The organism is Actinomadura rupiterrae (assembly GCF_024172125.1).
GTDB classification, from domain to species: domain Bacteria; phylum Actinomycetota; class Actinomycetes; order Streptosporangiales; family Streptosporangiaceae; genus Spirillospora; species Spirillospora rupiterrae.
On record NZ_JAMZEA010000004.1, the window covers coordinates 501,947 to 524,533 of the forward strand.

Annotated in this window: 18 protein-coding genes; 8 read left to right on the forward strand and 10 right to left on the reverse strand. The window is 72.1% G+C overall.

The features are described 5' to 3' along the window. Positions 1–355 precede the first annotated feature (355 nt). The gene (locus FHU30_RS15285) at positions 356–2,491 is read right to left on the reverse strand and encodes a (Fe-S)-binding protein (protein WP_253876301.1); all 2,136 of its coding nucleotides are present in this window, start codon (positions 2,489–2,491) and stop codon (positions 356–358) included. A 282-nt stretch (positions 2,492–2,773) separates the two neighbouring features. Here FHU30_RS15285 and FHU30_RS15290 point away from each other — a divergent pair, with 282 nt between their 5' ends. Further along, a complete protein-coding gene (locus FHU30_RS15290; RefSeq protein ID WP_253876302.1) occupies positions 2,774–3,370 on the forward strand; it encodes a TIGR03086 family metal-binding protein in 597 nt (198 codons plus the stop codon). 51 nt (positions 3,371–3,421) lie between these two features. Here FHU30_RS15290 and FHU30_RS15295 read toward each other — a convergent pair whose 3' ends face one another. Continuing rightward, positions 3,422–4,633: an acetyl-CoA C-acetyltransferase gene (locus tag FHU30_RS15295; protein ID WP_253876303.1), complete on the reverse strand. Its 1,212-nt coding sequence runs from the start codon at positions 4,631–4,633 to the stop codon at positions 3,422–3,424. 158 nt (positions 4,634–4,791) lie between these two features. Here FHU30_RS15295 and FHU30_RS15300 point away from each other — a divergent pair, with 158 nt between their 5' ends. Further along, positions 4,792–6,393, forward strand: coding sequence for a 3-hydroxyacyl-CoA dehydrogenase (locus FHU30_RS15300; RefSeq protein WP_253876304.1), 1,602 nt, complete (start codon positions 4,792–4,794; stop codon positions 6,391–6,393). A gap of 54 nt (positions 6,394–6,447) precedes the next feature. On the opposite strand, the gene FHU30_RS15305 is transcribed toward FHU30_RS15300, so the two are convergent. From FHU30_RS15305 to FHU30_RS15330, 6 genes are all read right to left on the reverse strand, one after another. Beyond that, a complete protein-coding gene (locus FHU30_RS15305) occupies positions 6,448–7,482 on the reverse strand; it encodes a CU044_5270 family protein (RefSeq protein WP_253876305.1) in 1,035 nt (344 codons plus the stop codon). Positions 7,483–7,484: 2 nt separating this feature from the next. Continuing rightward, positions 7,485–8,051 carry an RNA polymerase sigma factor gene (locus FHU30_RS15310; RefSeq protein WP_253876307.1) on the reverse strand — a complete coding sequence of 189 codons (567 nt, stop codon included), beginning with the start codon at positions 8,049–8,051 and terminating at the stop codon, positions 7,485–7,487. 207 nt (positions 8,052–8,258) lie between these two features. Beyond that, positions 8,259–9,449 (reverse strand): hypothetical protein, encoded by a 1,191-nt coding sequence (locus FHU30_RS15315; RefSeq protein ID WP_253876309.1) that lies wholly within the window; start codon positions 9,447–9,449, stop codon positions 8,259–8,261. Between the two features lie 2 nt (positions 9,450–9,451). Continuing rightward, a complete protein-coding gene (locus FHU30_RS15320; protein WP_253876311.1) occupies positions 9,452–10,018 on the reverse strand; it encodes an RNA polymerase sigma factor in 567 nt (188 codons plus the stop codon). Positions 10,019–10,199: 181 nt separating this feature from the next. After that, entirely contained in the window at positions 10,200–11,468 is a 1,269-nt protein-coding gene (locus FHU30_RS15325) for a hypothetical protein (protein ID WP_253876313.1), read from the reverse strand. Continuing rightward, on the reverse strand, positions 11,461–12,075 hold the full coding sequence (locus FHU30_RS15330; RefSeq protein WP_253876315.1) for an RNA polymerase sigma factor: 615 nt from the start codon (positions 12,073–12,075) through the stop codon (positions 11,461–11,463). Before FHU30_RS15330 ends, FHU30_RS15325 begins: the two co-directional genes overlap by 8 nt. A gap of 376 nt (positions 12,076–12,451) precedes the next feature. On the opposite strand from FHU30_RS15330, the gene dnaK reads away from it, so the two are divergent. From dnaK to clpB, 5 genes are all read left to right on the forward strand, one after another. Further along, the gene (gene dnaK / locus FHU30_RS15335) at positions 12,452–14,308 is read left to right on the forward strand and encodes a molecular chaperone DnaK (RefSeq protein ID WP_253876317.1); all 1,857 of its coding nucleotides are present in this window, start codon (positions 12,452–12,454) and stop codon (positions 14,306–14,308) included. Then, positions 14,305–14,922 carry a nucleotide exchange factor GrpE gene (gene grpE / locus FHU30_RS15340; protein WP_253876319.1) on the forward strand — a complete coding sequence of 206 codons (618 nt, stop codon included), beginning with the start codon at positions 14,305–14,307 and terminating at the stop codon, positions 14,920–14,922. Before dnaK ends, grpE begins: the two co-directional genes overlap by 4 nt. Before the next feature lie 130 nt (positions 14,923–15,052). Beyond that, positions 15,053–16,237, forward strand: a complete 1,185-nt coding sequence (dnaJ, locus tag FHU30_RS15345; protein WP_253876321.1) for a molecular chaperone DnaJ — start codon at positions 15,053–15,055, stop codon at positions 16,235–16,237. A 7-nt stretch (positions 16,238–16,244) separates the two neighbouring features. Further along, positions 16,245–16,694, forward strand: a complete 450-nt coding sequence (locus FHU30_RS15350) for a heat shock protein transcriptional repressor HspR (protein WP_253876323.1) — start codon at positions 16,245–16,247, stop codon at positions 16,692–16,694. A gap of 14 nt (positions 16,695–16,708) precedes the next feature. Further along, positions 16,709–19,306 carry an ATP-dependent chaperone ClpB gene (gene clpB / locus FHU30_RS15355; protein WP_253876325.1) on the forward strand — a complete coding sequence of 866 codons (2,598 nt, stop codon included), beginning with the start codon at positions 16,709–16,711 and terminating at the stop codon, positions 19,304–19,306. A gap of 83 nt (positions 19,307–19,389) precedes the next feature. Here clpB and FHU30_RS15360 read toward each other — a convergent pair whose 3' ends face one another. Beyond that, on the reverse strand, positions 19,390–19,824 hold the full coding sequence (locus FHU30_RS15360) for a MarR family winged helix-turn-helix transcriptional regulator (protein WP_253876326.1): 435 nt from the start codon (positions 19,822–19,824) through the stop codon (positions 19,390–19,392). Between the two features lie 358 nt (positions 19,825–20,182). Beyond that, a complete protein-coding gene (locus FHU30_RS15365) occupies positions 20,183–20,917 on the reverse strand; it encodes a TetR/AcrR family transcriptional regulator (RefSeq protein ID WP_253876327.1) in 735 nt (244 codons plus the stop codon). A gap of 128 nt (positions 20,918–21,045) precedes the next feature. Between FHU30_RS15365 and FHU30_RS15370 the strand changes: the two genes are divergently transcribed. Continuing rightward, entirely contained in the window at positions 21,046–22,563 is a 1,518-nt protein-coding gene (locus FHU30_RS15370; protein ID WP_253876328.1) for an MFS transporter, read from the forward strand. Positions 22,564–22,587: the final 24 nt, after the last annotated feature.

The window sequence follows — 22,587 nt, forward strand, 5'->3', positions numbered from 1 at the left end:
CGCCCGCCGAAACAGCCGCGTCCGTCTGCCGAAACCCGCCGGGGTGCGCGCCGAAACGTCCCCAGCAGAGGCGCCGGACGCTCTGGACGCCGCTGGAACCGCCGCTGAGGGCCTCCGAAGCATGGGCGGGGTTCCCGTATCGGCCCGAGGCGCGGACGGGCCGATACGGGTTCTGCGCCCCACATTACGGCCCGTCCGGCAGACGTGAGGAACATTTCACAACACTCGGGGCACCTTGCGGCACAACGCTCGCCGCGCCCCAACGATCGACCACGCGAAAAGGATCGACCACGCGAAGCGGCCCCGACCCGGAGTCCGGATCGGGGCCGCTGCGGTGCGAGCCGTCAGGCGGTCATCACTCGGCCGCGGCGGGCACGGGCTCGCCCTTGACGGAGCGGATGAGCAGCTGGGAGACGTCCACGACCTCCAGGGACTCCTTGGCCTCGCCGGCGTTCTTCTTCTCGTTGATCGCGTCGCCGAGCATGACCAGGCAGAACGGGCAGGCGGTGGAGACGGTGTCGGGGTCGGTGGTCAGCGCCTCGTCCACGCGCTCGGTGTTGATGCGCTTGCCGATCCGCTCCTCCATCCACATCCGGGCGCCGCCGGCGCCGCAGCAGAAGCCGCGGTCCTTGTGCCGGTGCATCTCCTGGGTCTGGACGCCCGGGACGGTGGCCATGATGTCGCGGGGCTGCTTGTAGACCTTGTTGTGGCGGCCCAGGAAGCACGGGTCGTGATAGGTGATCTTCTCGTCGATCGGGGTGACCGGGGTGAGCTTGCCCTCCTCCACCAGGTGCGCCAGCAGCTGGGTGTGGTGGACGACCTCGTAGTTCCCGCCGATCTGCGGGTACTCGTTCGCGAGGGTGTTGAAGCAGTGCGGGCAGGTCGCGACGATCTTCTTGACGCCCGCCTCGTTCAGGGTCTCGACGTTCTGCTGGCCGAGCATCTGGAACACGAACTCCATGCCCAGGCGGCGGGCCGGGTCACCGGTGCAGGCCTCCATCGGGCCGAGCACCGCGAACTTCACGCCCGCGATGTGCAGCAGCTCGGCGACGGCCTTGGTGGTCTTCTTCGCCCGGTCCTCAAGCGCGCCCGCGCACCCGACCCAGAACAGGTACTCGGCGTCCTCGGGCATCTTCTCCTCGACGACCTCGACCTCGAAGTCGAGCTCCTCGATCCACTCCAGGCGCTTCATCTCGGACATACCCCACGGGTTGCCCTTGTTCTCCAGGTTCTTCAGCATCACGCCGGCCTCGGACGGGAACGAGGACTCGATCATGACCTGGAAGCGGCGCATGTCCAGGATGTGGTCGATGTGCTCGATGTCGACCGGGCACTGCTCGACGCACGCGCCGCAGTTGGTGCAGGACCACAGCACGTCGGGGTGGATGACGCCGTCCTCGGCGACCAGCTCCTTGTCCACCTGCATCGCGAGCTTCTGCTCGTCGGTGAACTTCTCCCGCTCCTCCTCGGAGGCCAGCAGGTAGGGCGCCTTGGCGAAGGCGTGGTCGCGCAGCTCCAGGATGACCATCTTCGGCGACAGCGGCTTGCCGGTGTTCCACGCCGGGCACTGCGACTGGCAGCGACCGCACTCGGTGCAGGTCGCCATGTCGAGGTAGCCCTTCCAGGTGAAGTCCTCGATCTTGCCGCGGCCGAAGGTGTCCTCGTCGGGGTCGGCCTCCTCGAAGTCCAGCGGCTTGCCCTTGGACATCATCGGCTGCGCGGCGCCCAGGCCGTTCGGGCGGCGCTTGAACATCACGTTCAGCGGCGCGATGAAGATGTGCAGGTGCTTGCTGTTGACGACGATGACCAGGAAGACCAGCGCGACGCCGATGTGCAGCAGCAGGCCCACGGCCTCCAGGACGTCCAGGGTGTCGTGGGACATGCCCTTGAACAGCTGCCCGACCGCGTAGGAGAAGTAGGCGCCCTTGCCGTAGGCGAGGTTGCCGTTGGCCCACTCCACGCCGCGGAAGAAGAACATGGTCCAGATCACGTTGAAGATCATGATCAGGATGACCCAGGCGCCGCCGGTGTGCGAGCCCTTGAACCGGGACTTGCGGTCCAGCTTGGCCGGGGAGTTCTTCATCCGGATGATCGCGAACACGCCCAGGCCGATCGCGCAGGCGAGGGCGATGGTGTCCTGGACGAACCCGATCGGACCCCAGGTCTGCAGGCCCGGGATGTGCTTGTCCAGCCCGAACAGCAGCGCGACCGCCGCCTCCAGGTAGACCGTGATCAGCAGGATGAACGCCCACATCACCGCGGCGTGCGCGGCGCCGGCGACCGTCCACTTCAGCAGCTTGCGCTGCCCCATGACCTCGACGACCTGGCCCTCGACGTCACCCTTCTTGTCCCGCTTCACCTGCAGGACGCGCTCGGGGTCGGGCTGGCCGCTCTTGAACCAGTTCCACAGGAACAGCACCCGCCGGCCGGCGAGCGCCAACGCGACCGCCGTGCCGACGAGCCCGATTATCAACGTCGTGGCGTAGAGCACTGTTCCGTCCTCCTGGGGTACGGGCCGTTGGCTGTCAGAGTAAAGGCTCGCGACATGCCGCACGTCATCCGGGTCCCGAATACTACTCGGCAGTAGCTTACGGGAAAAAGCGGTCCGGTCCGAACACGGACCGTCACCTCTTTCTCCGTGTCTCCGGGCCCTGCGTGTCCTGGGAACTCTTCGCCTCCCGGCCCTGGCGGCCCCCCGGCGCGCCCCGAGCGATGAGTTCGCGCGACGCGTCCAGTCCATCCCTTCGGACCGTTCGTGAAGAAGGAGTACCAGATGACCGTCGAGTTCGACTTCGAGCCCGCCGCGCGCCGCCTCGCCGGGGTGCTCGCCGCGATCCCCGCGGACGCGCTGGACGCCCCGACCCCCTGCGAGGACACCACCGTCGGCGCCCTGCTCGACCACGTCAACGGCTTCACCTGGACGTTCACCCAGGTGGCGCGCAAGGCGGTCGCGCCCGGCTCGTCCCGTCCGGCCCGCACGGACGCCGGGAGCCTGCCCGCCGACTGGCGCGACCGGGTGGACGCCCAGCTCAAGGAGCTCGTCGAGGCGTGGCGCGAGCCGTCCGCCTGGGACGGCATGAGCGAGGCGGGCGGGGTCACGCTGCCCGCGAACGTCCTGGCGCGGGTCGCGCTGGACGAGCTGATCCTGCACGGCTGGGACCTGGCCCGGGCGACCGGTCAGACTTACGACGTCCCCGTCGAGGAGGCCGAGCAGTGCATCGCGCTGTTCGAGTCGCTGCCCGCCCAAGCGGAGGACGCCCCGCGCCCGCCGGACGGCGCGTTCGGCCCGCCCGTCCCGGTCGCGGACGACGCGTCCGCGCTGGACCGCCTGGTCGCCCGCAGCGGCCGCAACCCCGCCTGGACCCCGTAACCGCGCCTGGACCCCGTAACCGCGCCTGGACCCCGTAACCGCCCCGGGGGGTCAGGCGATGCGTTCGAAGATGGCGGCCAGGCCCTGGCCGCCGCCGATGCACATCGTTTCGAGGGCGTAGCGGCCCTCGCGGCGGTGCAGTTCGCGGGCGAGCGTGGCGAGGATGCGGGCGCCGGTGGCGCCGACCGGGTGGCCGAGGGAGATGCCCGATCCGTTCACGTTGGTCCGGTCCCAGTCGGCGTCCGTGAAGTCCCATTCGCGGGTGACGGCGAGGACCTGGGCGGCGAACGCCTCGTTCAGCTCGATGAGGTCGATGTCGGCGAGGGCGAGGTTCGCGCGTTCGAGGGCCTTGGCGGTGGCCGGGACCGGGCCGATGCCCATCGTCCGGGGCGGGACGCCCGCGCGCGCCCACGAGACGAGCCGGACGAGCGGGCGCAGGCCGAGCTCGGCGGCGCGTTCCGGGGTCGTGACGATGCAGGCGGCGGCCGCGTCGTTCTGCCCGGACGCGTTTCCGGCCGTCACCGTCGCCTCGGGGTCGGACTTGAGCAGGACGGGCCGGAGCGCGGCCAGCCCCTCGACGGTCGTGTCGGGACGCGGGTGCTCGTCGGTGTCCACGACGACGTCGCCCTTCCGGGAGCGGATGGTCACCGGGACGATCTCGTCGGCGAACCGGCCCTCGCGCTGGGCGGCGACGGCGCGCTGGTGCGAGCGGACGGCCAACTCGTCCTGCTCGGCGCGGCCGATCTTGTACTCGCGGCGCAGGTTCTCGGCGGTCTCCAGCATCCCGCCCGGCACCGGGTGGTGGATGCCGCCCGCCGTGGTCCGGCCGCGGGCGAGCGCGTCGTGGAGTTCGAGGGAAGGCGTCCGGACGCCCCACCGCGCGGACGTGGTGTAGAACGGCGCGTTGCTCATCGACTCGGTGCCGCCCGCGATGACCAGGTCGGCGGCGCCGGTCTGGATTTGCATCGCTCCGTCCAGAACGGCCTGGAGGCCCGAGCCGCAGCGCCGGTCGATCTGGCTGCCGCCGGTCGTGACAGGCAGGCCGGCGTCCAGGGCGGCGACGCGTCCGATGGCGGGGGCGTCGGCGTTCGGGTTGCACCAGCCGAGGATCACCTCGTCCACGGCGTCGCCGGGCAGGCCGGTCCGGTCGAGCAGGGCGCGGATCACCGTGGCGGCGAGGTCGACCGGCGCGACCGCCTTGAGCGCGCCGCCGAACCGTCCGATCGGGGTCCGCAGGGGCTCGCAGATGACGGCTTCGCGCATTGGACGGCTCCTCAAGGCGGCTCGTGGCGACACGGGACGGACGAGACAGACGAGACTGGCTCTTGGCAGGGTATGCCGGACACGGGCGGGATCGGCGGACGCCGTTCCGCCCACCGGAGTCTAGAATCTGGTTCTAGAAAGAGCCGAGGAGGCCGTGAGTGGAGCGCTGGGCGGAACGGGCGACGACGGTCCGGGTGGTCGGCACCGGGATCATGGGACGCGGGATCGCGCAGGTCGCGGCGGCCGCGGGCCTGACCGTGCAGCTCGCCGACGCGCGTCCCGAGGCGGTCGGCGAGGCCGTCGCGCAGATCGGCGGGATGTTCGGCAAGCTGGCCGCGAAGGGCCGGATGAGCGCCGAGGACGCGGCGGCCGCCGAGGCCCGCCTCGTCCCGCTGGACGACCCGCTCGCCCCCGGCGACGGGCTCGACCTGGTCGTCGAGGCCGTCCGGGAGGACCTGGCGACCAAGCAGCGGCTCCTCCAGGGGCTTGAGAACGTCTGCCCGGAAAGCACGGTCTTCGCGACCAACACCAGCTCGCTGTCCGTGACGCGGATTGCCGCCGGGATGTCCGATCCGTCCCGGCTCGCCGGGCTGCACTTCTTCAACCCGGTGCCGCTGATGAAGCTCGCCGAGGTGATCCCCGGCGCGCGGACGGCCGCCTGGATCCCGGACGCGCTGACCGAACTCGTCCGGCGCTTCGGCCACACCCCCGTCCGCGCGCCCGACACGCCCGGCTTCCTGGTCAACCACGCCGGACGCGGCCTTTCGACCGAGGCGCTGCAGATCGTCGCCGAGGGAACGGCCCGTCCGGTGGACGTGGACCGCATCGCCCGCGACGTCCTCGGCCTGAAGATGGGCCCGTTCGAGCTGATGGACCTCACCGGGCTGGACGTCTCGCACCCCGTCCTGGAGACGATCTGGGAAGGGTTCCACTACGACGACCGGCTGCGCCCGTCCGACCTCACGCGCGCGCGGTACGACGCGGGCCTGTTCGGCCGGAAGGTCGGCGAGGGCTGGTACCGGTACGAGGACGGCGTGAAGCAGGAGCCCGCCGAGGCAGCCCCCTCCGTGGTAACGGGAAGTACCACCTCCGTGGTAACGGGCAACACCGCCTCCGTGGTAACGGGAAATACCGCGAATGCGGACCCGCTGCCGCCGTTCTGGATCACCGGACCCGCCCCGGACGCCGACCGGCTCGCCGCCGTGCTGGCCAAGGCCGGCGTCCCGGTCGAGCGCGGCCCGTTCCCGTCCGAGGCGGCGATCGTCCTGGACACCGACGGCGTGGTCTTCCCGCACGAGAACGCGCTGGACCCGCGCCGGACGGTCGCGGTCGACCCGACCGGCGGGTTCGAGCGGCGGCTCGTCCTGACCGTCCACCCAGGTCTGGACGTGGCGGTCGGCAAGGCGGCGCTCGCGGGCCTCGCGGCCACCGGCCTGCCCGTGACCGTGGTCGGCGACGCCCCGGTGCCGGTCTCCGAGCGCCTGCTCGCGTCGATCGTGAACGTCTCGTGCGAGATCGCGCAGCGCGGGCTGGCCTCCCCCGCCGACATCGACACGGCCGTCCGGCTCGGCCTCGGCTACCCGTTCGGCCCGCTGGAGTGGGGCGACCGGGCCGGGGGCGAGCGCGTCCTCAGCGCGCTGAGCGCCATGTTCGCCGGCACCGGCGACCCCCGCTACCGCCCGAGCCGCTGGCTCGCCCACCGCGTCGCACTGGGCATGCCCCTCACCGTCCAGGGCACCACCCCCGCCGACTTCGCCTAACCTCCCGCAACCCCGCAGGCCCGCGCATCGACGCGGGCCTGCGGTTCGGGTGCGCTAGGGCAGGGGTGGGTAGTTCGGGATCTGGTCGGTCCAGCCGTAGGAGAGGACGGCCTCGTAGCTCGCGATGTCGCCGGGCTTCTTGCCGGGCCACGCCGGACCGGGCTGGACGAGGACGGTCCGAGTGGCGAGGAGCCGTCCGGTGCGGGTGTCGACGATCAGCTGGTCGTCGGTGACCATGCCCGCGCCGGACGTCCGCCGGGAGAACGCCGTCCCGGGGCGTCCGAGCGGGTCCTTCACGGTGCCGACCGCCCGCAGGTGCGGGTCCGCGGCGAGCAGCCGGTAGACCGCGCCGCGCACGCGGGGGCCGACCGGCGAGGCGAGGATGTCCTCGGCGTTGCCGTACAGCCACTCGGTCGGGTCCCAGCCTTGCGAGCGTTCGTGGAGCAGCTTGTCCAGGTAGGACTTGAGCGCGGGTGCGGTGTCCGGCAGCCGCCGCACGTCGACCGGGTCCTTCGAGCCTTGGAGGATCTGGTAAGTCTGGCCGCCGCTCGCCCTCACCTTGCTCCAGCGGAACGTGTCCCACAGGGACGAGCCGGCGCCCTGCTCGCTGGTCGGGCCCGCGTAGCGCTTGGACACCATGCGCATCGTGGACCAGGCGTCCCGGCCCGGCCCGGCGTCGTAGCCGCCCAGCCGCTGGACGAAGTCGTAGCTCTTCCCGTCTTCGACCAGCCGTCCGCCCCGCTGCCGCTGCACCTCCCAGTAGCGGCCGGACGAGGCGGCGGGCCCGCTCTCGACGCTGTGCGCGGCGGCCAGCATGAGCCGCGCGGCGGGCGTCGACGCGGGCCGTACCGGGTCGGGCGCGCGCGGCGTCGTCCCGGACGACAGCAGCACCGCCCCGGCGAGCGCCGCTGCCGCGCCCGCGAGCCCGAAGCCGCCGAACAGCGCGAAACGCGGCCGGAACGCGAAGCGTCGCCGCGCCTGGGTCGCTTCCTTGTCGATCGCGCCGGTCAGCCTCCGGCGTCCGTCCCGCTCTCCGTGCGCGGACGGGTCCTCGTCCAGCAGGGACACGAGCATCCCGAGTTCGTCCATGATCACTGTCCTTCCGTGTCGGGCAGGGCGGCGCGCAGCTTCCCGCGCGCCCGGTTGAGGCGGGATCCGACCGTTCCGGCCGGGATGCCGAGGGCTTCGGCGATCTCCCCGTAACCGAGGTCGGTGAAGGCGGCGAGCAGCACGACGTCGCGTTCCTTGGCGGACAGCGCCCGGAGGGCGGCGGCGAGCCTGGGCTGGGCGTCCCGCGCGTCCACCGCGGCGGCTACCCGGTCCTCCGGGCCGTCCACCGGACGGTCCGGACCGAGCCGCGCGAGCGTCCGGTAGCGGCGCTCCTCGACCCGCCGGTGCTGCCTGATCAGGTGGGTCGCGATGCCGAACAGCCAGGCGCGCGGGGCGCCGCGTTCCGGGTCGAAGTCGGCGCGGCGGCGGAACGCCGTCAGGAACGTCTCGGCCGCGACGTCGTCGGCGACCTCGGGGCCGAGCCGGGCCGCCGCGTACCGCCGGATCGCGGCGAAATGCCGGTCATAGACGGCGGTGAAGCGGTCGGGGTCGGTCAGGGAGGCCGTGACGAGGTCCGCGTCGTCGTCCACAGCCGGTGGAGAAGTCATCGCATGCGGGTCCTTCCGGTGGATGTCACCTGTACTCCGTCCGCAGCGACGCCGCTCTTCGCCCCGAATCCGAATTTTCTCCCCGCACACACGAAAAGCCCGCGCACCGCCAAGCAGAAGCGAGGCGGTGCGCGGGCGGCGGAGGGAGGAACCGGCCGGTCCCGCCGGGCCGGTTTGGGATAACGCAGCGGCGGGACCGGGCGGTGCTCAGAAGGGCAGTCCGGCGGGAGGCTTCGGCTTGGCCTGCGTCCAGCCGGACGACCTGACGGAGAAGTAGTCGATCACCGCGCCGGGCTTGAGCGCGGCGTAGGGCCCGCCAGGCCGGACCAGGACGGTGAGCGTGGCCAGCAGCTCACCCGTATCCGGGTTGAACAGCAGTTCCCGGCGCTCGGTGTAGGTGCCCTGCTCCTGCGCCGGTGCGCCGTACTCGGCGGTGCGAGTGATCGTCTCCGGCTCGGCGGCAAGCGCCACGCCCTTGCGTCCGAGCGGGTCGGCGACCCCCTTCACGGTCTGGATGCCGGACTGCTTGGCCAGCGCGCGCATCAGCCCCGCGCGGACCTTCGGCGGCAGCGGCATGTTCTTCAGCGCGCGGCCCGCCACCGACAGCTTCCGCGCGGGCGTCAGGCGCCCGGTGCCCGGGGCGTACCGCGCCTTCGGGTCGTCCACGAAGAAGATCTTCGCGAGCGCGTCCGGGTCGGTGGGCAGCGCGGCGACCTGCGCGGCGGTCATCGCCGGCCGCCGGCCGCCGGACGGGTCGCCGGATCCGGACGGCCCGGGGAACGCCCCGCCGCGCTCGCCCGCCGAGTCGTCCGTCCAAGGTGTGGTCCGGGTGGCGGAGTAGGTGAAGTAGTGGTCGTTCGACCAGACCCGGAAGGACCGCGGGGACCCGGCGCGCTTCCAGGCCGCCTCGTCCTGCGGCGTCGCGGGACGGGCGGGCAGCTCGCGGCTGAAGAAGCCCTCCCCGCCGTCCGGCTTGGCGCTGGTGTAGTGGAACGCCTCGGTCTGCGCGCCGAAGATCGTGTAGGACGCGCCGGACGCGGGCCGCTGGACGTAGATCGTCCCGGACACCTCGTCGGTGTGCCAGAACCTCCCCGACGGCAGCAGGTCCGCCTTCGCCGCCACCTGCATGAACCCGCCCCCGTCCGGGGCGCCGCCCGGTCCGCCGGGCGCGCGCGGCGTCGCCGTGCCCGACGAGACGAGCACCGCGACGGCCGCGGTCGCGCCCGCGAGCGCCAGCCCGGCGCCGGTGAACAGGGCGAACTTCGGGATCGGGAACCGGCGGCGGGCGGATACAGGTGCGGCGCCGCGTGCCTCGGCGAGCAGGAGCGCGCGTCCGGCCGCGGCGCTCTCCGGGCTCGGCTCGGCGGTGAGCGCTTTGAGGGCGTCGATCTCGTCCATGGTCAGGTCCCTTCCGGACTGTCGAGGGCGGCGCGCAGCTTCCGGCGCGCCCGGTTGAGGCGGGAGCCGACCGTCCCGTACGGGATGCCGAGGGCGGCGGCGACCTCCTCGTGGGTGAGGTCGGCGAGCGCGACCAGCAGGACCACGTCGCGCTCCTTCGCCGAGAGCCCGCGCAGCGCGGCGGCCAGTTCCGGCTTGACCAGGCCCGCGTCGACGGCCGCGGCGACCCGGTCCTCGTGCCCGCCGTGCGGACGGTCCGGACCCAGCCGGGCGAGCGCCCGGTAGCGGCGCTCCTCGGTGCGGCGGTGCTGGGCGACGAGCCGGGTCGCGATGCCGAACAGCCAGGCGCGCAGCGCGCCGCGCGCCGGATCGAAGTCGGCGCGGCGGCGGAACGCGGTCAGGAACGTCTCGGCCGCGACGTCGTCGGCGGCCTGCGGTCCGAGCCTGCCGTGGACGTACCGGTAGACCGCGGCGTGGTGCCGGTCGTACACGCCGGTGAACCGCTCGGGCTCGGCGAGGGAGGCCGCGACGATCCCGGCGTCGTCGTCCACGGCCGGTGGGGCGGTCATGGCATGGGGGTCCTTCCGGTCGGTGTCACTTGTACTCCGCCGGCGGACCGGATCACTTTCGGCCGGATCGCGAAAAAACCGGATCGAAAAACCGGATCGAAAAAAACGTGCCCCGCGTCGCGAACGACGCGGGGCACGCGCTGACCGGCTCGAAAGCCTGGTCAGAAGTAGCGACCGGCTGTCAGAAGGGCGCCTTGGCGGGCGCCTTCGGCTTGGTGTCGGTCCAGCCGGACGACATGACCGCGATGTAGCTGTCCACGGTCCCCGGCTTGAGACCCGGGTACACGTCCCCCGGGTCCGTCACCACCGACTGCTCGGCCAGCAGCTCGCCGGTCGCCTGGCTGAAGATCAGTTCCTCGCGCGCGTAGAAGGCGCCCTGCCGTCCGGTGCCGTCGCTGGACCGGACGACCTTCTGCGGCTCGGTCACCAGCGCGACGCCCCGGCGGCCGAGCGCGTCCGCCGCGTCCTGGACGACATGGACGCCCGGCTGCTGGGAGAGGACCCTCATCACCGCCGACCGCAGCGCGGGCTTCAGCGGCATCGTGACCAGCGTGTCGCCCACCGACATGAGCTTCTCCCGGGCCGTCATGTCCCGCCGGCCGTCGGGGCCGAGCCCCTCGCGTCCCAGCTTCTTCCACTGCTCCGGGGTCATGTCCTTCGGGAGCTCGCCGAGCGTCGTGACCGACCGGGTCTGCCGGGGGAAGAGCATCTTCGCCAGGGTGGCGGCGTCGGGGGACAGCGCGGCCAGTTCCGGGGGCGTCCAGCTGCTCTTGCCGAGTCCGCCGAGGCCGAGGAACCTCCCGCCCTGGCTCCGCATGGCCGGGTCGTCCTGCCAGGCCCCGGCCTTCGTGCCGTAGGTCCCGTGGTGGTCGTTCGACCAGACCCGGAACGAGGTGGGCGAGCCCGCCCGCCGCCAGGCCGCCTCGTCCGCCGGCCCGACCGGACGCGCCGGGAGGAACCGCATGAGGAACGCAGACCCGTCCTGCTTCTCCGCGCCGGTGTACTGGAAGGACTCGTCCTGCGCGCCGAAGATCGCGTAGGCGCCGGTCTTCGGGCGCAGCTGGTACATCTGGCCGTGGATCTGGTCGGTGTACCAGTAGCGGCCGTTCGGCAGCTGGTCGGCCTTCGCGGCGACCTGCAGGAACAGGGGGACGCCCTGCGCAGTCGTCCCGCGCCCGGCGTGCGCGGGCCCGCCGTCGTCCTGGCCGGTGGCGGCGATGACGGCGGCCGCGGCGGCTCCGGCGGCGAGGAGGCCGGCGCCGAGCCGCATCCGCCAGCCGCCGAACACGCTGCGGCGGCGCGTCCGGGGCTGCGCCGGGGCCTCGGCCGCGGGGGCCGCGCCCTCCGCCTCGATCAGGGCGTTGAGCTGGGCGAACGCCGAGGCCGTCGCGCCGGACGTCGGGGGGCGGGGCGAGCCGTAGGCGTCGCGGACCGTGCGAATCTCATCCATGGTGGTCCTCCTGAGCGTGCATCGGGTTGGTCCCGCCGAGCGCCTCGCGCAGCTTCCTCCGAGCCCGGTTGAGCCGCGAGCCGACCGTCCCGTAAGGGATCTCCAGCGCTGCCGCGACCTCCTGGTGGCTGAGCTCGGCGAGCGCGACCAGCAGCAGCACGTCCCGGTCGCCGTCCGCCAGGTCGGCGAGCGCCGCGGCGAGCGCGCCGCGCAGCCCGGCCGCGTCCACGGCGACGTGCACCCGGTCGGCGTGCCCCTCCGCGTCCGGTTCGGGGCCGATGCGGGCGCGGGCGCGCAGGGCGCGCACCTCGGCCCTGCGCTGCTTGCCGATCAGGTTGGTGGCGATGCCGTACAGCCAGGTCCGGACGGACGCGCGGGACGGGTCGTAGCGGTGCCGCGCCCGGAACGCCTCCAGGAACGTCTGCGCGGCGACGTCGCCCGCGGCGTCCGGGCCGAGGCGGCGGGCCGCGTAGCCGTGGATCTCCGCGTGGTACGCGTCGAAGATCGCGCCGAAGCGCTCGGGTTGCGTCCGGGACTGGGTCAGCACGGCCGAGTCGTCGCCCCCGCCCGGCGTGCGGGGCGGGGCGACGAGGGACTCCCGTGTCATGTGGGGGCCTTTCCGTGGCGCGGGTGGCGGTCGTCCGGTATCACCCGAAGCCCCCGGAGCCTTTCACGCGATCTCGGACGCCCGCCGCGCCGGTCGTTCGCGCTGGTCGTGCCCGGATCCTCCCGGGGCAGGGGCTTTGCTCGTCCTTGAGGAGGGTTCGTCCCTGAGAAACCCGGAGTCCGGGAACGGGAATAGGGGGCTCACACGTCCTGTTAGTCGAGACGTCAGCAAAGTTGAGTCTCCTCGACTCAAGTCATTTGACAGGAGATCCGGGGGACGGCACCCTGGCATACAGCGGAAGACTCGCGCCGGACGCGCGGGCCGCCCCCGGCCCACCGCACGGCGTACAGGTAGCAAGATCCACGGAGGACGAGACATGGGACGTGCGGTCGGCATCGACCTCGGGACGACCAACTCGGTCGTCGCGATTCTGGAGGGCGGCGAGCCCACGGTGATCGCCAACGCGGAGGGGTCGCGGACCACGCCGTCCGTCGTCGCCTTCGCCAAGAACGGCGAGGTCCTCGTCGGTGAGGTGGCCAAGCGCCAGGCCGTCACCAACGTTGACCGCACCATCCGGTCGGTCAAGCGCGAGATGGGCACCGACTGGAAGCAGAAGATCGACGACAAGGAGTTCACGCCGCAGCAGATCTCGGCGTTCGTGCTCCAGAAGCTCAAGCGGGACGCCGAGTCCTACCTCGGCGAGACGGTGACCGACGCGGTCATCACCGTGCCCGCCTACTTCTCCGACCACCAGCGCCAGGCCACCAAGGAGGCCGGCCAGATCGCGGGGCTGAACGTCCTGCGCATCATCAACGAGCCGACCTCGGCCGCGCTGGCCTACCACCTGGAGAAGGAGAACGAGGCCACCATCCTGGTCTTCGACCTCGGCGGCGGCACCTTCGACGTGTCCCTGCTGGAGGTCGGCGACGGCGTGGTCGAGGTCAAGGCGACCTCCGGCGACAACCACCTCGGCGGCGACGACTGGGACAACAAGATCGTCGACTGGCTGGTCGAGCGGTTCAAGAACGCCAACGGCGTCGACCTGTCCAAGGACAAGATGGCCCTGCAGCGGCTCCGCGAGGCCGCCGAGAAGGCCAAGATCGAGCTGTCCAGCTCGTCCGAGACGCAGATCAACCTGCCCTACATCACCGCCTCGGCGGAGGGCCCGCTGCACCTGGACGAGAAGCTCACCCGCGCCGAGTTCCAGCGCCTGACCAGCGACCTGCTGGAGCGCACCAAGGCGCCGTTCCAGCAGGTGCTGAAGGACGCGAACATCACCGTCGACGGCATCAACCAGGTCGTCATGGTCGGCGGCTCGACCCGCATGCCCGCCGTCAGCGAGATGGTGAAGGAGCTGACCGGCGGCAAGGAGCCCAACAAGGGCGTCAACCCCGACGAGGTCGTGGCCATCGGCGCGTCCCTCCAGGCCGGCGTCCTCAAGGGCGAGGTGAAGGACGTCCTGCTGCTGGACGTCACCCCGCTGTCGCTCGGCATCGAGACCAAGGGCGGCATCTTCACCAAGATCATCGAGCGCAACACCACGATCCCGACCAAGCGGTCGGAGACCTTCACCACGGCCGACGACAACCAGCCGTCCGTGGAGATCCAGGTCTACCAGGGCGAGCGCGAGATCGCGGCGTACAACAAGAAGCTCGGCACCTTCCAGCTCACCGGCCTGCCCCCGGCGCCGCGCGGCGTCCCGCAGATCGAGGTCACCTTCGACATCGACGCCAACGGCATCGTGAACGTCTCCGCGAAGGACCTCGGCACCGGCAAGGAGCAGTCGATGGTCATCACCGGCGGCTCGGCGCTGCCGAAGGACGACATCAACCGCATGATGCAGGAGGCCGAGCAGTACGCCGAGGAGGACCGCAAGCGCAAGGAGGAGGCCGAGGTCCGCAACCAGGCCGACACCCTCGCGTACTCGACCGAGAAGTTCCTCCGCGAGAACGGCGAGAAGGTCCCGGACGAGCTGAAGACCGAGGTCGAGGCCGGCGTCGCCGAGGTGAAGAAGGCGCTGGAGGGCACCGACGTCGAGGCGATCAAGTCCGCCGCGGACAAGCTCGCCCAGACCAGCCAGAAGATGGGCGCGGCCATGTACGCCCAGAACCCGGAGGGCGCGGCCCAGGCGGGCGGCGAGCAGGCCGGCGCGGGCGCGCAGGAGGCGCAGGACGACGAGGTCGTCGACGCCGAGATCGTGGACGACGACAAGCCGAAGGGTGACGCCAAGTGACCTCACCCCGTGAGGAGCACGACGGCCCGGTGATCCGCGACCGGCGGCGCATCGACCCTGACACGGGCAAGGTCCGGGACGCCGGGGCGGGCGAGGAGCCCGCCCCGGCCCCCGGGGCCGCCGCCGAGCAGGCCATCGACGAGGCCGCCGCGTTCAAGCGGCAGCTGGCCGAGCGCACCGCCGACCTGCAGCGGCTCAAGGCCGAGTACGACAACTACCGCAAGCGCGTCGAGCGCGACCGCGTCGCGGTCCGCGAGCAGGCGCTCGCGAGCGTGCTGACCGAGCTGCTGCCGGTGCTCGACGACATCGGCCGGGCCCGCGACCACAACGAGCTGACCGGCGGGTTCAAGTCGGTCGCCGACACGCTGGAGGCGGCGATCGGCAAGCTCGGGCTGGAGCGCTTCGGCGCGAAGGGCGAGCCGTTCGACCCGACCGTCCACGAGGCCCTGATGCACGCCTACTCGGCCGAGGCGACCGAGACGAGCGTCGCCGACGTGCTGCAGCCGGGCTACCGGATCGGCGAGCGCGTGCTGCGGCCCGCGCGCGTCGCGGTCGTCGAGCCGCAGGACCCGGCGGACGACGCCGGGCACGGCGACGACGACGGCACCGAGTAGCGACGACGGCGCCGAGTAGCACGGCGATCGGCACGACCGTTCCGGGCCGTCCTCCCCAGCGCCCGCGCGGGGCGGACGGCCCGGGAGACCCCCACCGGCAGACAAGGCACGACGCGGAAGGCGAGGATCTGTGAGCACCAAGGACTACCTCGAGAAGGACTACTACAAGGTCCTCGGTGTCTCGAAGAACGCCTCCCAGGACGAGATCAAGAAGGCGTACCGCAAGCTCGCGCAGCAGTACCACCCGGACCGCAACAAGGGCGACGCCGACGCCGAGGAGCGGTTCAAGGAGGTCTCCGAGGCCAACAGCGTCCTCGCGGACGAGAAGCGCCGCAAGGAGTACGACCAGGTCCGCTCGATGCCGAGCGGCTTCCGGGGCGCCGGCGGCGGGCAGGGCGGCGGCTTCGGCTTCGACCTGGGGGACCTCTTCGGGCAGGGCGGCGGCCCGGCCGGAGGCGGCGGCGCGGGCGGCGCCGGCGACCGCATCGGCGACATCTTCGGCGGCCTGTTCAACCGCGGCGGCACGCGGACCGGCGCCGGCACCCGCCGGGCGCGGCGCGGCGCCGACGTCGAGACCGAGGTGACGCTGTCGTTCGGGCGCGCCATGAACGGCGTGACCGTCCCCCTGAAGCTGACCAGCGAGGCGGCCTGCCCCACCTGCCACGGCACCGGCGCGAAGGCCGGCACCACGCCGCGGGTCTGCCCCAACTGCGAGGGCACCGGGCAGGAGACCCGCAACCTGGGCAACTTCGGGTTCAGCGAGCCGTGCCACATCTGCCACGGCCGCGGCCTGGTCGTGGACGACCCGTGCGCGACCTGCCACGGCAGCGGCCGCGCGACCGGCACCCGGACGATCCAGGCGCGCATCCCGGCGGGTGTCGCCGACGGGCAGAAGATCCGGCTCAAGGGCAAGGGGGCGCCCGGCGAGAACGGCGGCCCGTCCGGCGACCTGTACGTGAACATCAAGGTCACGCCGCACCCGGTGTTCGGGCGCAGCGGCGACAACCTCACCCTGGCCGTCCCGGTGACGTTCCCGGAGGCCGCGCTCGGCGCGGAGATCAAGGTGCCGACCTTCCAGGGCCAGCCGGTCACGCTGCGCATCCCGGAGGGCACCCCCAACGGGCGGACGTTCCGGGTGCGGGGCCGCGGCGCCCCGCGCCGCGACGGCACCAAGGGCGACCTGCTGGTCACCGTGGACGTCCAGGTGCCGGGCAAGCTCGACGACCAGACCCGGGCGGCGCTGGAGGCGCTGCGCGGGTCCGGCGAGGGCGACGACCTGCGCAGCGAGGTGCTCCAGCAGGCCAGGGAGGAGTAGGTGCCCCATGGACCCCTTCGGCGATGACACGCCGGTCTACGTGATCTCGGTGGCGGCGCAGCTGTCCGGGCTGCACCCGCAGACCCTGCGCACCTACGACCGGCTGGGCCTGGTGTCGCCCGGCCGCACGCAGGGCCGCGGCCGCCGCTACTCCATGCGCGACATCGTGCTGCTCCGCGAGATCCAGCGGCTCTCGCAGGAGGAGGGCGTCAACCTGGCGGGCATCAAGCACATCCTGGGCCTGCAGCGGGAGAACGCGCGGCTGGGCGACGAGCTCCAGCGCGCGCGTGAAGCCCTGCAGGACCTGGCCAACGAACTCGAATCGACCCGTGCGGTCGCGGCGCGCCTCGCGCAGCAGCGGCGGCACGGAGACTCCGGCGACGCTCCGGGGAGCGACCTGGTGCCCATCCGCGCGACGGGCGTCGTGGTCTGGCACGAGCGGGGCCGCGAGCAGTAAGGGGAAAACCGAAGATGGACTACAAGCTCACCCAGAAGTCCCAGGAGGCGGTGTCGATCGCGGTGCGCCGCGCGGCCGCCGAGGGCAACCCGCAGGTCGAGCCGCCGCACCTGCTCGCGGCGCTGATCCAGCTCCCGGACGGCACGGCCGTCCCGCTGCTGGAGGCGGTCGGGGCGGACTGGAAGGCCGTCCGCACCCGGGCCGAGGAGCAGCTCGCGGCGCTGCCGAAGGCGGCCGGCTCGACCGTGTCGTCCCCGCAGATGTCCCGGCAGCTGATCGTCGCGCTGAACACCGCCGCGAACCGCGCCCGCCAGCTGGAGGACGAGTACGTCTCCACCGAGCACCTGCTGGTCGGCCTCGCCGCCGACGGCGGGCCTGTCGCCGGGCTGCTGAAGGAGGCCGGCGCGACCCCGAACGCGCTGCTGGAGGCGTTCGAGAAGGTCCGCGGGCACGCCCGCGTCACCTCGGAGAACCCCGAGGAGACCTACCAGGCGCTGGAGAAGTACGGCGTCGACCTCACCGCCGCGGCGCGCGAGGGCAAGCTCGACCCGGTGATCGGACGCGACACCGAGATCCGCCGGGTCGTCCAGGTGCTGTCCCGGCGCACCAAGAACAACCCGGTGCTGATCGGCGAGCCCGGCGTCGGCAAGACCGCCGTCGTGGAGGGCCTCGCCCAGCGGATCGTGGCGGGCGACGTGCCGTCCTCGCTGCGCGACAAGACGCTCGTCTCGCTCGACCTCGGCGCGATGGTCGCGGGCGCGAAGTACCGCGGCGAGTTCGAGGAGCGGCTGAAGGCCGTCCTCAACGAGATCAAGGAGTCGAACGGGCAGGTCGTCACATTCATCGACGAGCTGCACACGGTCGTCGGCGCGGGCGCGGCCGAGGGCTCGATGGACGCGGGCAACATGCTCAAGCCGATGCTGGCCCGCGGCGAGCTGCGCATGATCGGCGCGACCACGCTGGACGAGTACCGCGAGCGCATCGAGAAGGACCCGGCGCTCGAACGCCGGTTCCAGCAGGTCTTCGTCGGCGAGCCGTCCGTCGAGGACTCGGTCGCGATCCTGCGCGGGCTGAAGGGCCGCTACGAGGCGCACCACAAGGTGCAGATCAACGACTCGGCGCTGGTCGCCGCGGCGACGCTGTCCGACCGGTACATCACCTCCCGGTTCCTGCCGGACAAGGCGATCGACCTGGTGGACGAGGCCGCGTCCCGGCTGCGCATGGAGATCGACTCCCGGCCGGTCGAGATCGACGAGCTGCAGCGCTCGGTCGACCGGCTGAAGATGGAGGAGATGGCGCTCAGCAAGGAGACCGACGAGGCGTCCAAGCACCGGCTCGAACGGCTCCGCAAGGACCTGGCCGACAAGCAGGAGCACCTGAACGTCCTGAACTCCCGCTGGGAGAAGGAGAAGGCCGGGCTCAACCGGGTCGGCGAGATCAAGGAGCGCATCGACGCGATGCGCAGCGAGGCCGAGCGCGCCCAGCGCGACGGCGACTACGAGACCGCGTCCCGGCTGACCTACGCCGAGATCCCGCAGCTGGAGAAGGAGCTCGCCGAGGCCGCCGAGGAGGAGACCGACACCGCCAACACCATGGTGAAGGAGGAGGTCGGGCCGGACGATGTCGCCGATGTCGTCGCGTCCTGGACGGGCATCCCCGCCGGGCGGCTGCTGGAGGGCGAGACCGCCAAGCTGCTGCGCATGGAGGACGAGCTGGGCCGCCGGCTGATCGGTCAGCGCGCCGCCGTGCAGGCCGTGTCGGACGCGGTCCGCCGCGCCCGCGCGGGCATCTCCGACCCGGACCGTCCGACTGGATCGTTCCTGTTCCTCGGCCCGACCGGCGTCGGCAAGACCGAGCTGGCCAAGGCCCTCGCGGAGTTCCTGTTCGACGACGAGCGGGCGATGACCCGCATCGACATGTCGGAGTACTCCGAGAAGCACGCGGTGGCGCGCCTCGTCGGCGCGCCTCCCGGCTACGTCGGCTACGAGGAGGGCGGCCAGCTCACCGAGGCCGTCCGGCGGCGCCCGTACTCGGTCGTCCTGCTGGACGAGGTGGAGAAGGCGCACCCCGAGGTCTTCGACATCCTGCTCCAGGTGCTCGACGACGGTCGCCTCACCGACGGGCAGGGCCGCACGGTGGACTTCCGGAACACCATCCTGATCCTGACGTCCAACATCGGCTCGCAGTTCCTGATCGACCCGGCGCTGGAGAACGGCGCGAAGCGCGACGCGGTCATGAACGCCGTCCGCGCCTCCTTCAAGCCCGAGTTCCTGAACCGGCTGGACGACGTGATCGTGTTCGACGCGCTGTCCACCGACGAGCTCACCCGGATCGTCGACCTGCAGGTCGAGCGCCTGGCCCGCCGCCTGGCCGACCGCCGCCTCCGCCTCACCGTCACCGAGGCGGCCCGCGAGTGGCTGGCACTGACCGGCTACGACCCGCTCTACGGCGCCCGTCCGCTGCGGCGCCTCGTCCAGACCGCCATCGGCGACCGCCTGGCCAAGGAGCTCCTCTCCGGCCAGATCCACGACGGCGACGAGGTGGTGGTCGACCTGGACGAGGCCTCCGACACCCTCTCCGTAACCCCCGCCCGCCCCCTGGCCACCACCTGACCCACCGCCCAACCCGAAAGGGGTGGCCCGCACCCGCGAGCCACCCCTTTCAACGTCTGCGGAACAGACCTGCGGAGGACGGCTCAGCCCTGGGCGCGAAGCTCCTCGGTGGCTTCCTGGAAGGCGTCGGCCGCACGGGCGAAGTAGTCGAACAGCAGCTCCTGCTGCTCCGGCGAGTACCCCTGGATGATCGCGCCGATCTTCCGGCGCACCGGCGCGAGCGCCTCGTCCAGCCCGGACGGCTCCGCCACCAGCTCGACGATGACCTTCCGGCGGTCGCCGGCGTCCGGCACGCGCCGCACGTACCCGGCCTGCTCAAGCCGGTCGACCAGCCGCGTCGTCGGGCCCGTCGTCAACCCGGCCAGCCGCCCCAGCTCCCCCGGCGTCAGCGACCCGGACAGCTTGAGGATGTTCAGCGCGTACAGATCCGTGGCCCCCAGTTCGACGGCCTTCGCACTCGCCTGCCCGTGCATCATCACCGCGGCCACATACCGCTGGTAGACCTCCGAACCCGACACGCCCCGCCCCCTCCACAAAGAAAAATCCCCAACGAAGAAACTTCTCCCGCGAAGCTACCAGCGGAACCGCCCCACACCGAACCAGCCCCCAGACCCCAGCCCGCGAACCGCGCAGACCACAGATCGGCCGCGAATGCGGGCACGTGCGCGAGCGCGGATACGGGCACGGACGCAGGCACAAGCTCAAGCGCGCGCGAGCCCAGGCACGCGCGCGCACGGGCGTGGCTGCGAACGCGAGCACGGACGCGGCTGCGGGCGCAGGTCGGGCACGAGTTGGGCGCGAGCCGCGTGGGCTTGGCGGGTCGTGGGCTTGGCGGGTCGTGGGTTAGGTGGGGCGTGGGTTTGGCGGGAGCGTGGGTTAGGTGGGGGGTTGGGTGGGGTTCAGGCCGTTGAGGAAGAGGGCCAGGCCGTAGTTGAACTCGGCTTGGGGGTCGTCCTGGGCGGAGTGGGCTTCGCGTTGGGTGGTGAAGAGGCGGGCCAAGCGGGGGTTGTTGGCCATGGCGTGGTCCATGGCGGGGCGCATCTGCTCCAGCCACTCGTCCTCGGACTGGCCGGTGCGGGCCAGGGCGAGGAGCCAGGCGGCCTCGGACATGGTGAAGCCGATGACGTAGGCGGACAGGGCCTTCACGGCGCTGTTGCCCTCGGCGAGCGAGAAGCCGGCCGATTCCATGAGGCCGAGCATCTCCTCGGTCATGCGGGTGACGTTCGGGCCGAGGTAGGTCGAGCCGACCAGGCCGAGGACGGGCGCGATCCACGGGTGGCGCAGGATCATGTCGCGGAGCTGCTGGGCCAGGCCCGCGACGGCGGCGCGCCACTCGGCGGGGTCGTCGAGCGTGGGGACGCGCAGCTCGCCGTAGATCTCGTCCACCACGAGTTCGAGCAGCTCGTCCTTGTTGGCGACGTGCCGGTAGAGGGACGTCGCGCCCGCGTTCAGCGCCTGGCCGAGCTTGCGCATGCTCAGCGCCTCCACGCCCTCGGCGTCCAGCAGCTTGATCGCCTCGGTGACGATCTGCTCCCGGCTCAGCGTCGGGCGCGCGTTCCGGGTCTTCTCCGGACGCGCCCAGACCGAGGAGATCACCTGGTCATCGGCCATCGTCGGCCTCCCTTCGGGTCGGTACCGAGCCTAGCGCACGCCGTACCCACTTGCGCACACCGTTCCGCCATGCGTACAGTGTTCCCATCGATGCGAACACTGTACGCATCCGGATGCCGGGAGATGAGATGGACCGCAACCCGCGACGCTGGTGGATCCTGGTGGTGCTCTGCCTGAGCACCCTGGTGCTGGTGATCGACAACATGGCGCTGAACGTGGCGATCCCGCCGCTCACCGAGGACCTCGGCGCCACCGCCCAGGACATCCAGTGGATCCTGGACTCCTACATCCTGGTCTTCGCCGGGCTGCTGCTCACCGCGGGAAGCCTGTCCGACCGGTTCGGCCGCCGGAAGGTGATGATCATCGGCCTGGCGCTGTTCGGGGTGGCCTCGATGGCGGCCACGTTCGCCGGGTCGCCGGGGATGCTGATCGCCGCGCGGGCGGTGATGGGCATCGGCGGGGCCCTGGTGCTGCCGAGCACGCTGTCGATCCTGATCACGGTGTTCGACGAGGACGAGCGTCCCAGGGCGATGGCCGCGTGGGGCGTGGTCTCCATGGTCGGGCTGGTCGGCGGGCCGATCGCCGGCGGTGTCCTGATCGCGCACTTCTGGTGGGGCGCGGTCTTCCTGATCAACGTGCCGGTCGCGGCCGTCTCCATCCTCGCCGCCGCCACCCTGATGCCGGAGTCCAAGGGCCCGTGGCGCAAGCCGGACCCGCTGGGCATGGTGCTGTCGGTCGTCGGCATGGTCGCGCTGGTCTGGACGATCATCGAGTACCCGAAGAACGGCATGGACGCCCGCACCCTGGTCGGCGGCGCCGTCGCCCTCGCCGCCCTGGCCGGCTTCGTCTTCTGGGAGACCCGCACCGACTCCCCGATGGTGCCGCTGTCCCTGTTCCGCGACCGCGACTTCGCGGGCGGCAGCCTCTCCCTCACGCTGGTCGAGATCGGCAACGGCGGCCTGCTGCTCGCGCTCACCCAGTACCTCCAGTTCGTCCTCGGCTACTCCCCCATGAAGACCGGTCTGTCGTTCATCCCGGTCGCGGTCGCGGCCCTGCTGTTCAACGGCCTCGGCGCGAGCCTGGTCGGCAGGCTCGGCAACAAGGCCACCGCCGTCATCGGCCTGCTGGTCGTCGCCGCCGGGTTCGGCACCCTCGCGACGGTCGCCCCCGGCGACGGCTACTGGCCCGTGGCGGTCGGCCTGTTCCTGATGGGCGCCGGCAGCGGCCTGTCGATGCCCGCCACGATCGGCGCGCTGATGGGCGCGGTGCCCGCCGAGCACGCCGGCGTCGGCTCGGCCCTGAACGACACCATCCAGCAGGCCGGCGCCGCCCTCGGCGTCGCGATCCTCGGCACCGTGCTCACCAGCGCCTACGGCTCGGCGATGCCGTCCGAGGCCCCCGAGCAGGCGCGGCGGTCCATCGGCGACGCCCTCGCCATCGCCGCCCGGACCGGCGACGCGAACCTCGTGCACCAGGCACGGGACGCCTTCACCACCGCCATGGGAACCACCTTCCTCGCCAGCCTGACCGGTGTCGTCGCCGCCACCGCGCTCGCCCTGTTCGTCCTGCGCGGCCGCGGCACCGACACCGGCGCCCCCGCCCCCGAGGCGGACGCCGACGCCCCCGCGGCCACCGTCCAAGCCTGACCCGGCGGGCACCCGCCCGAAAAC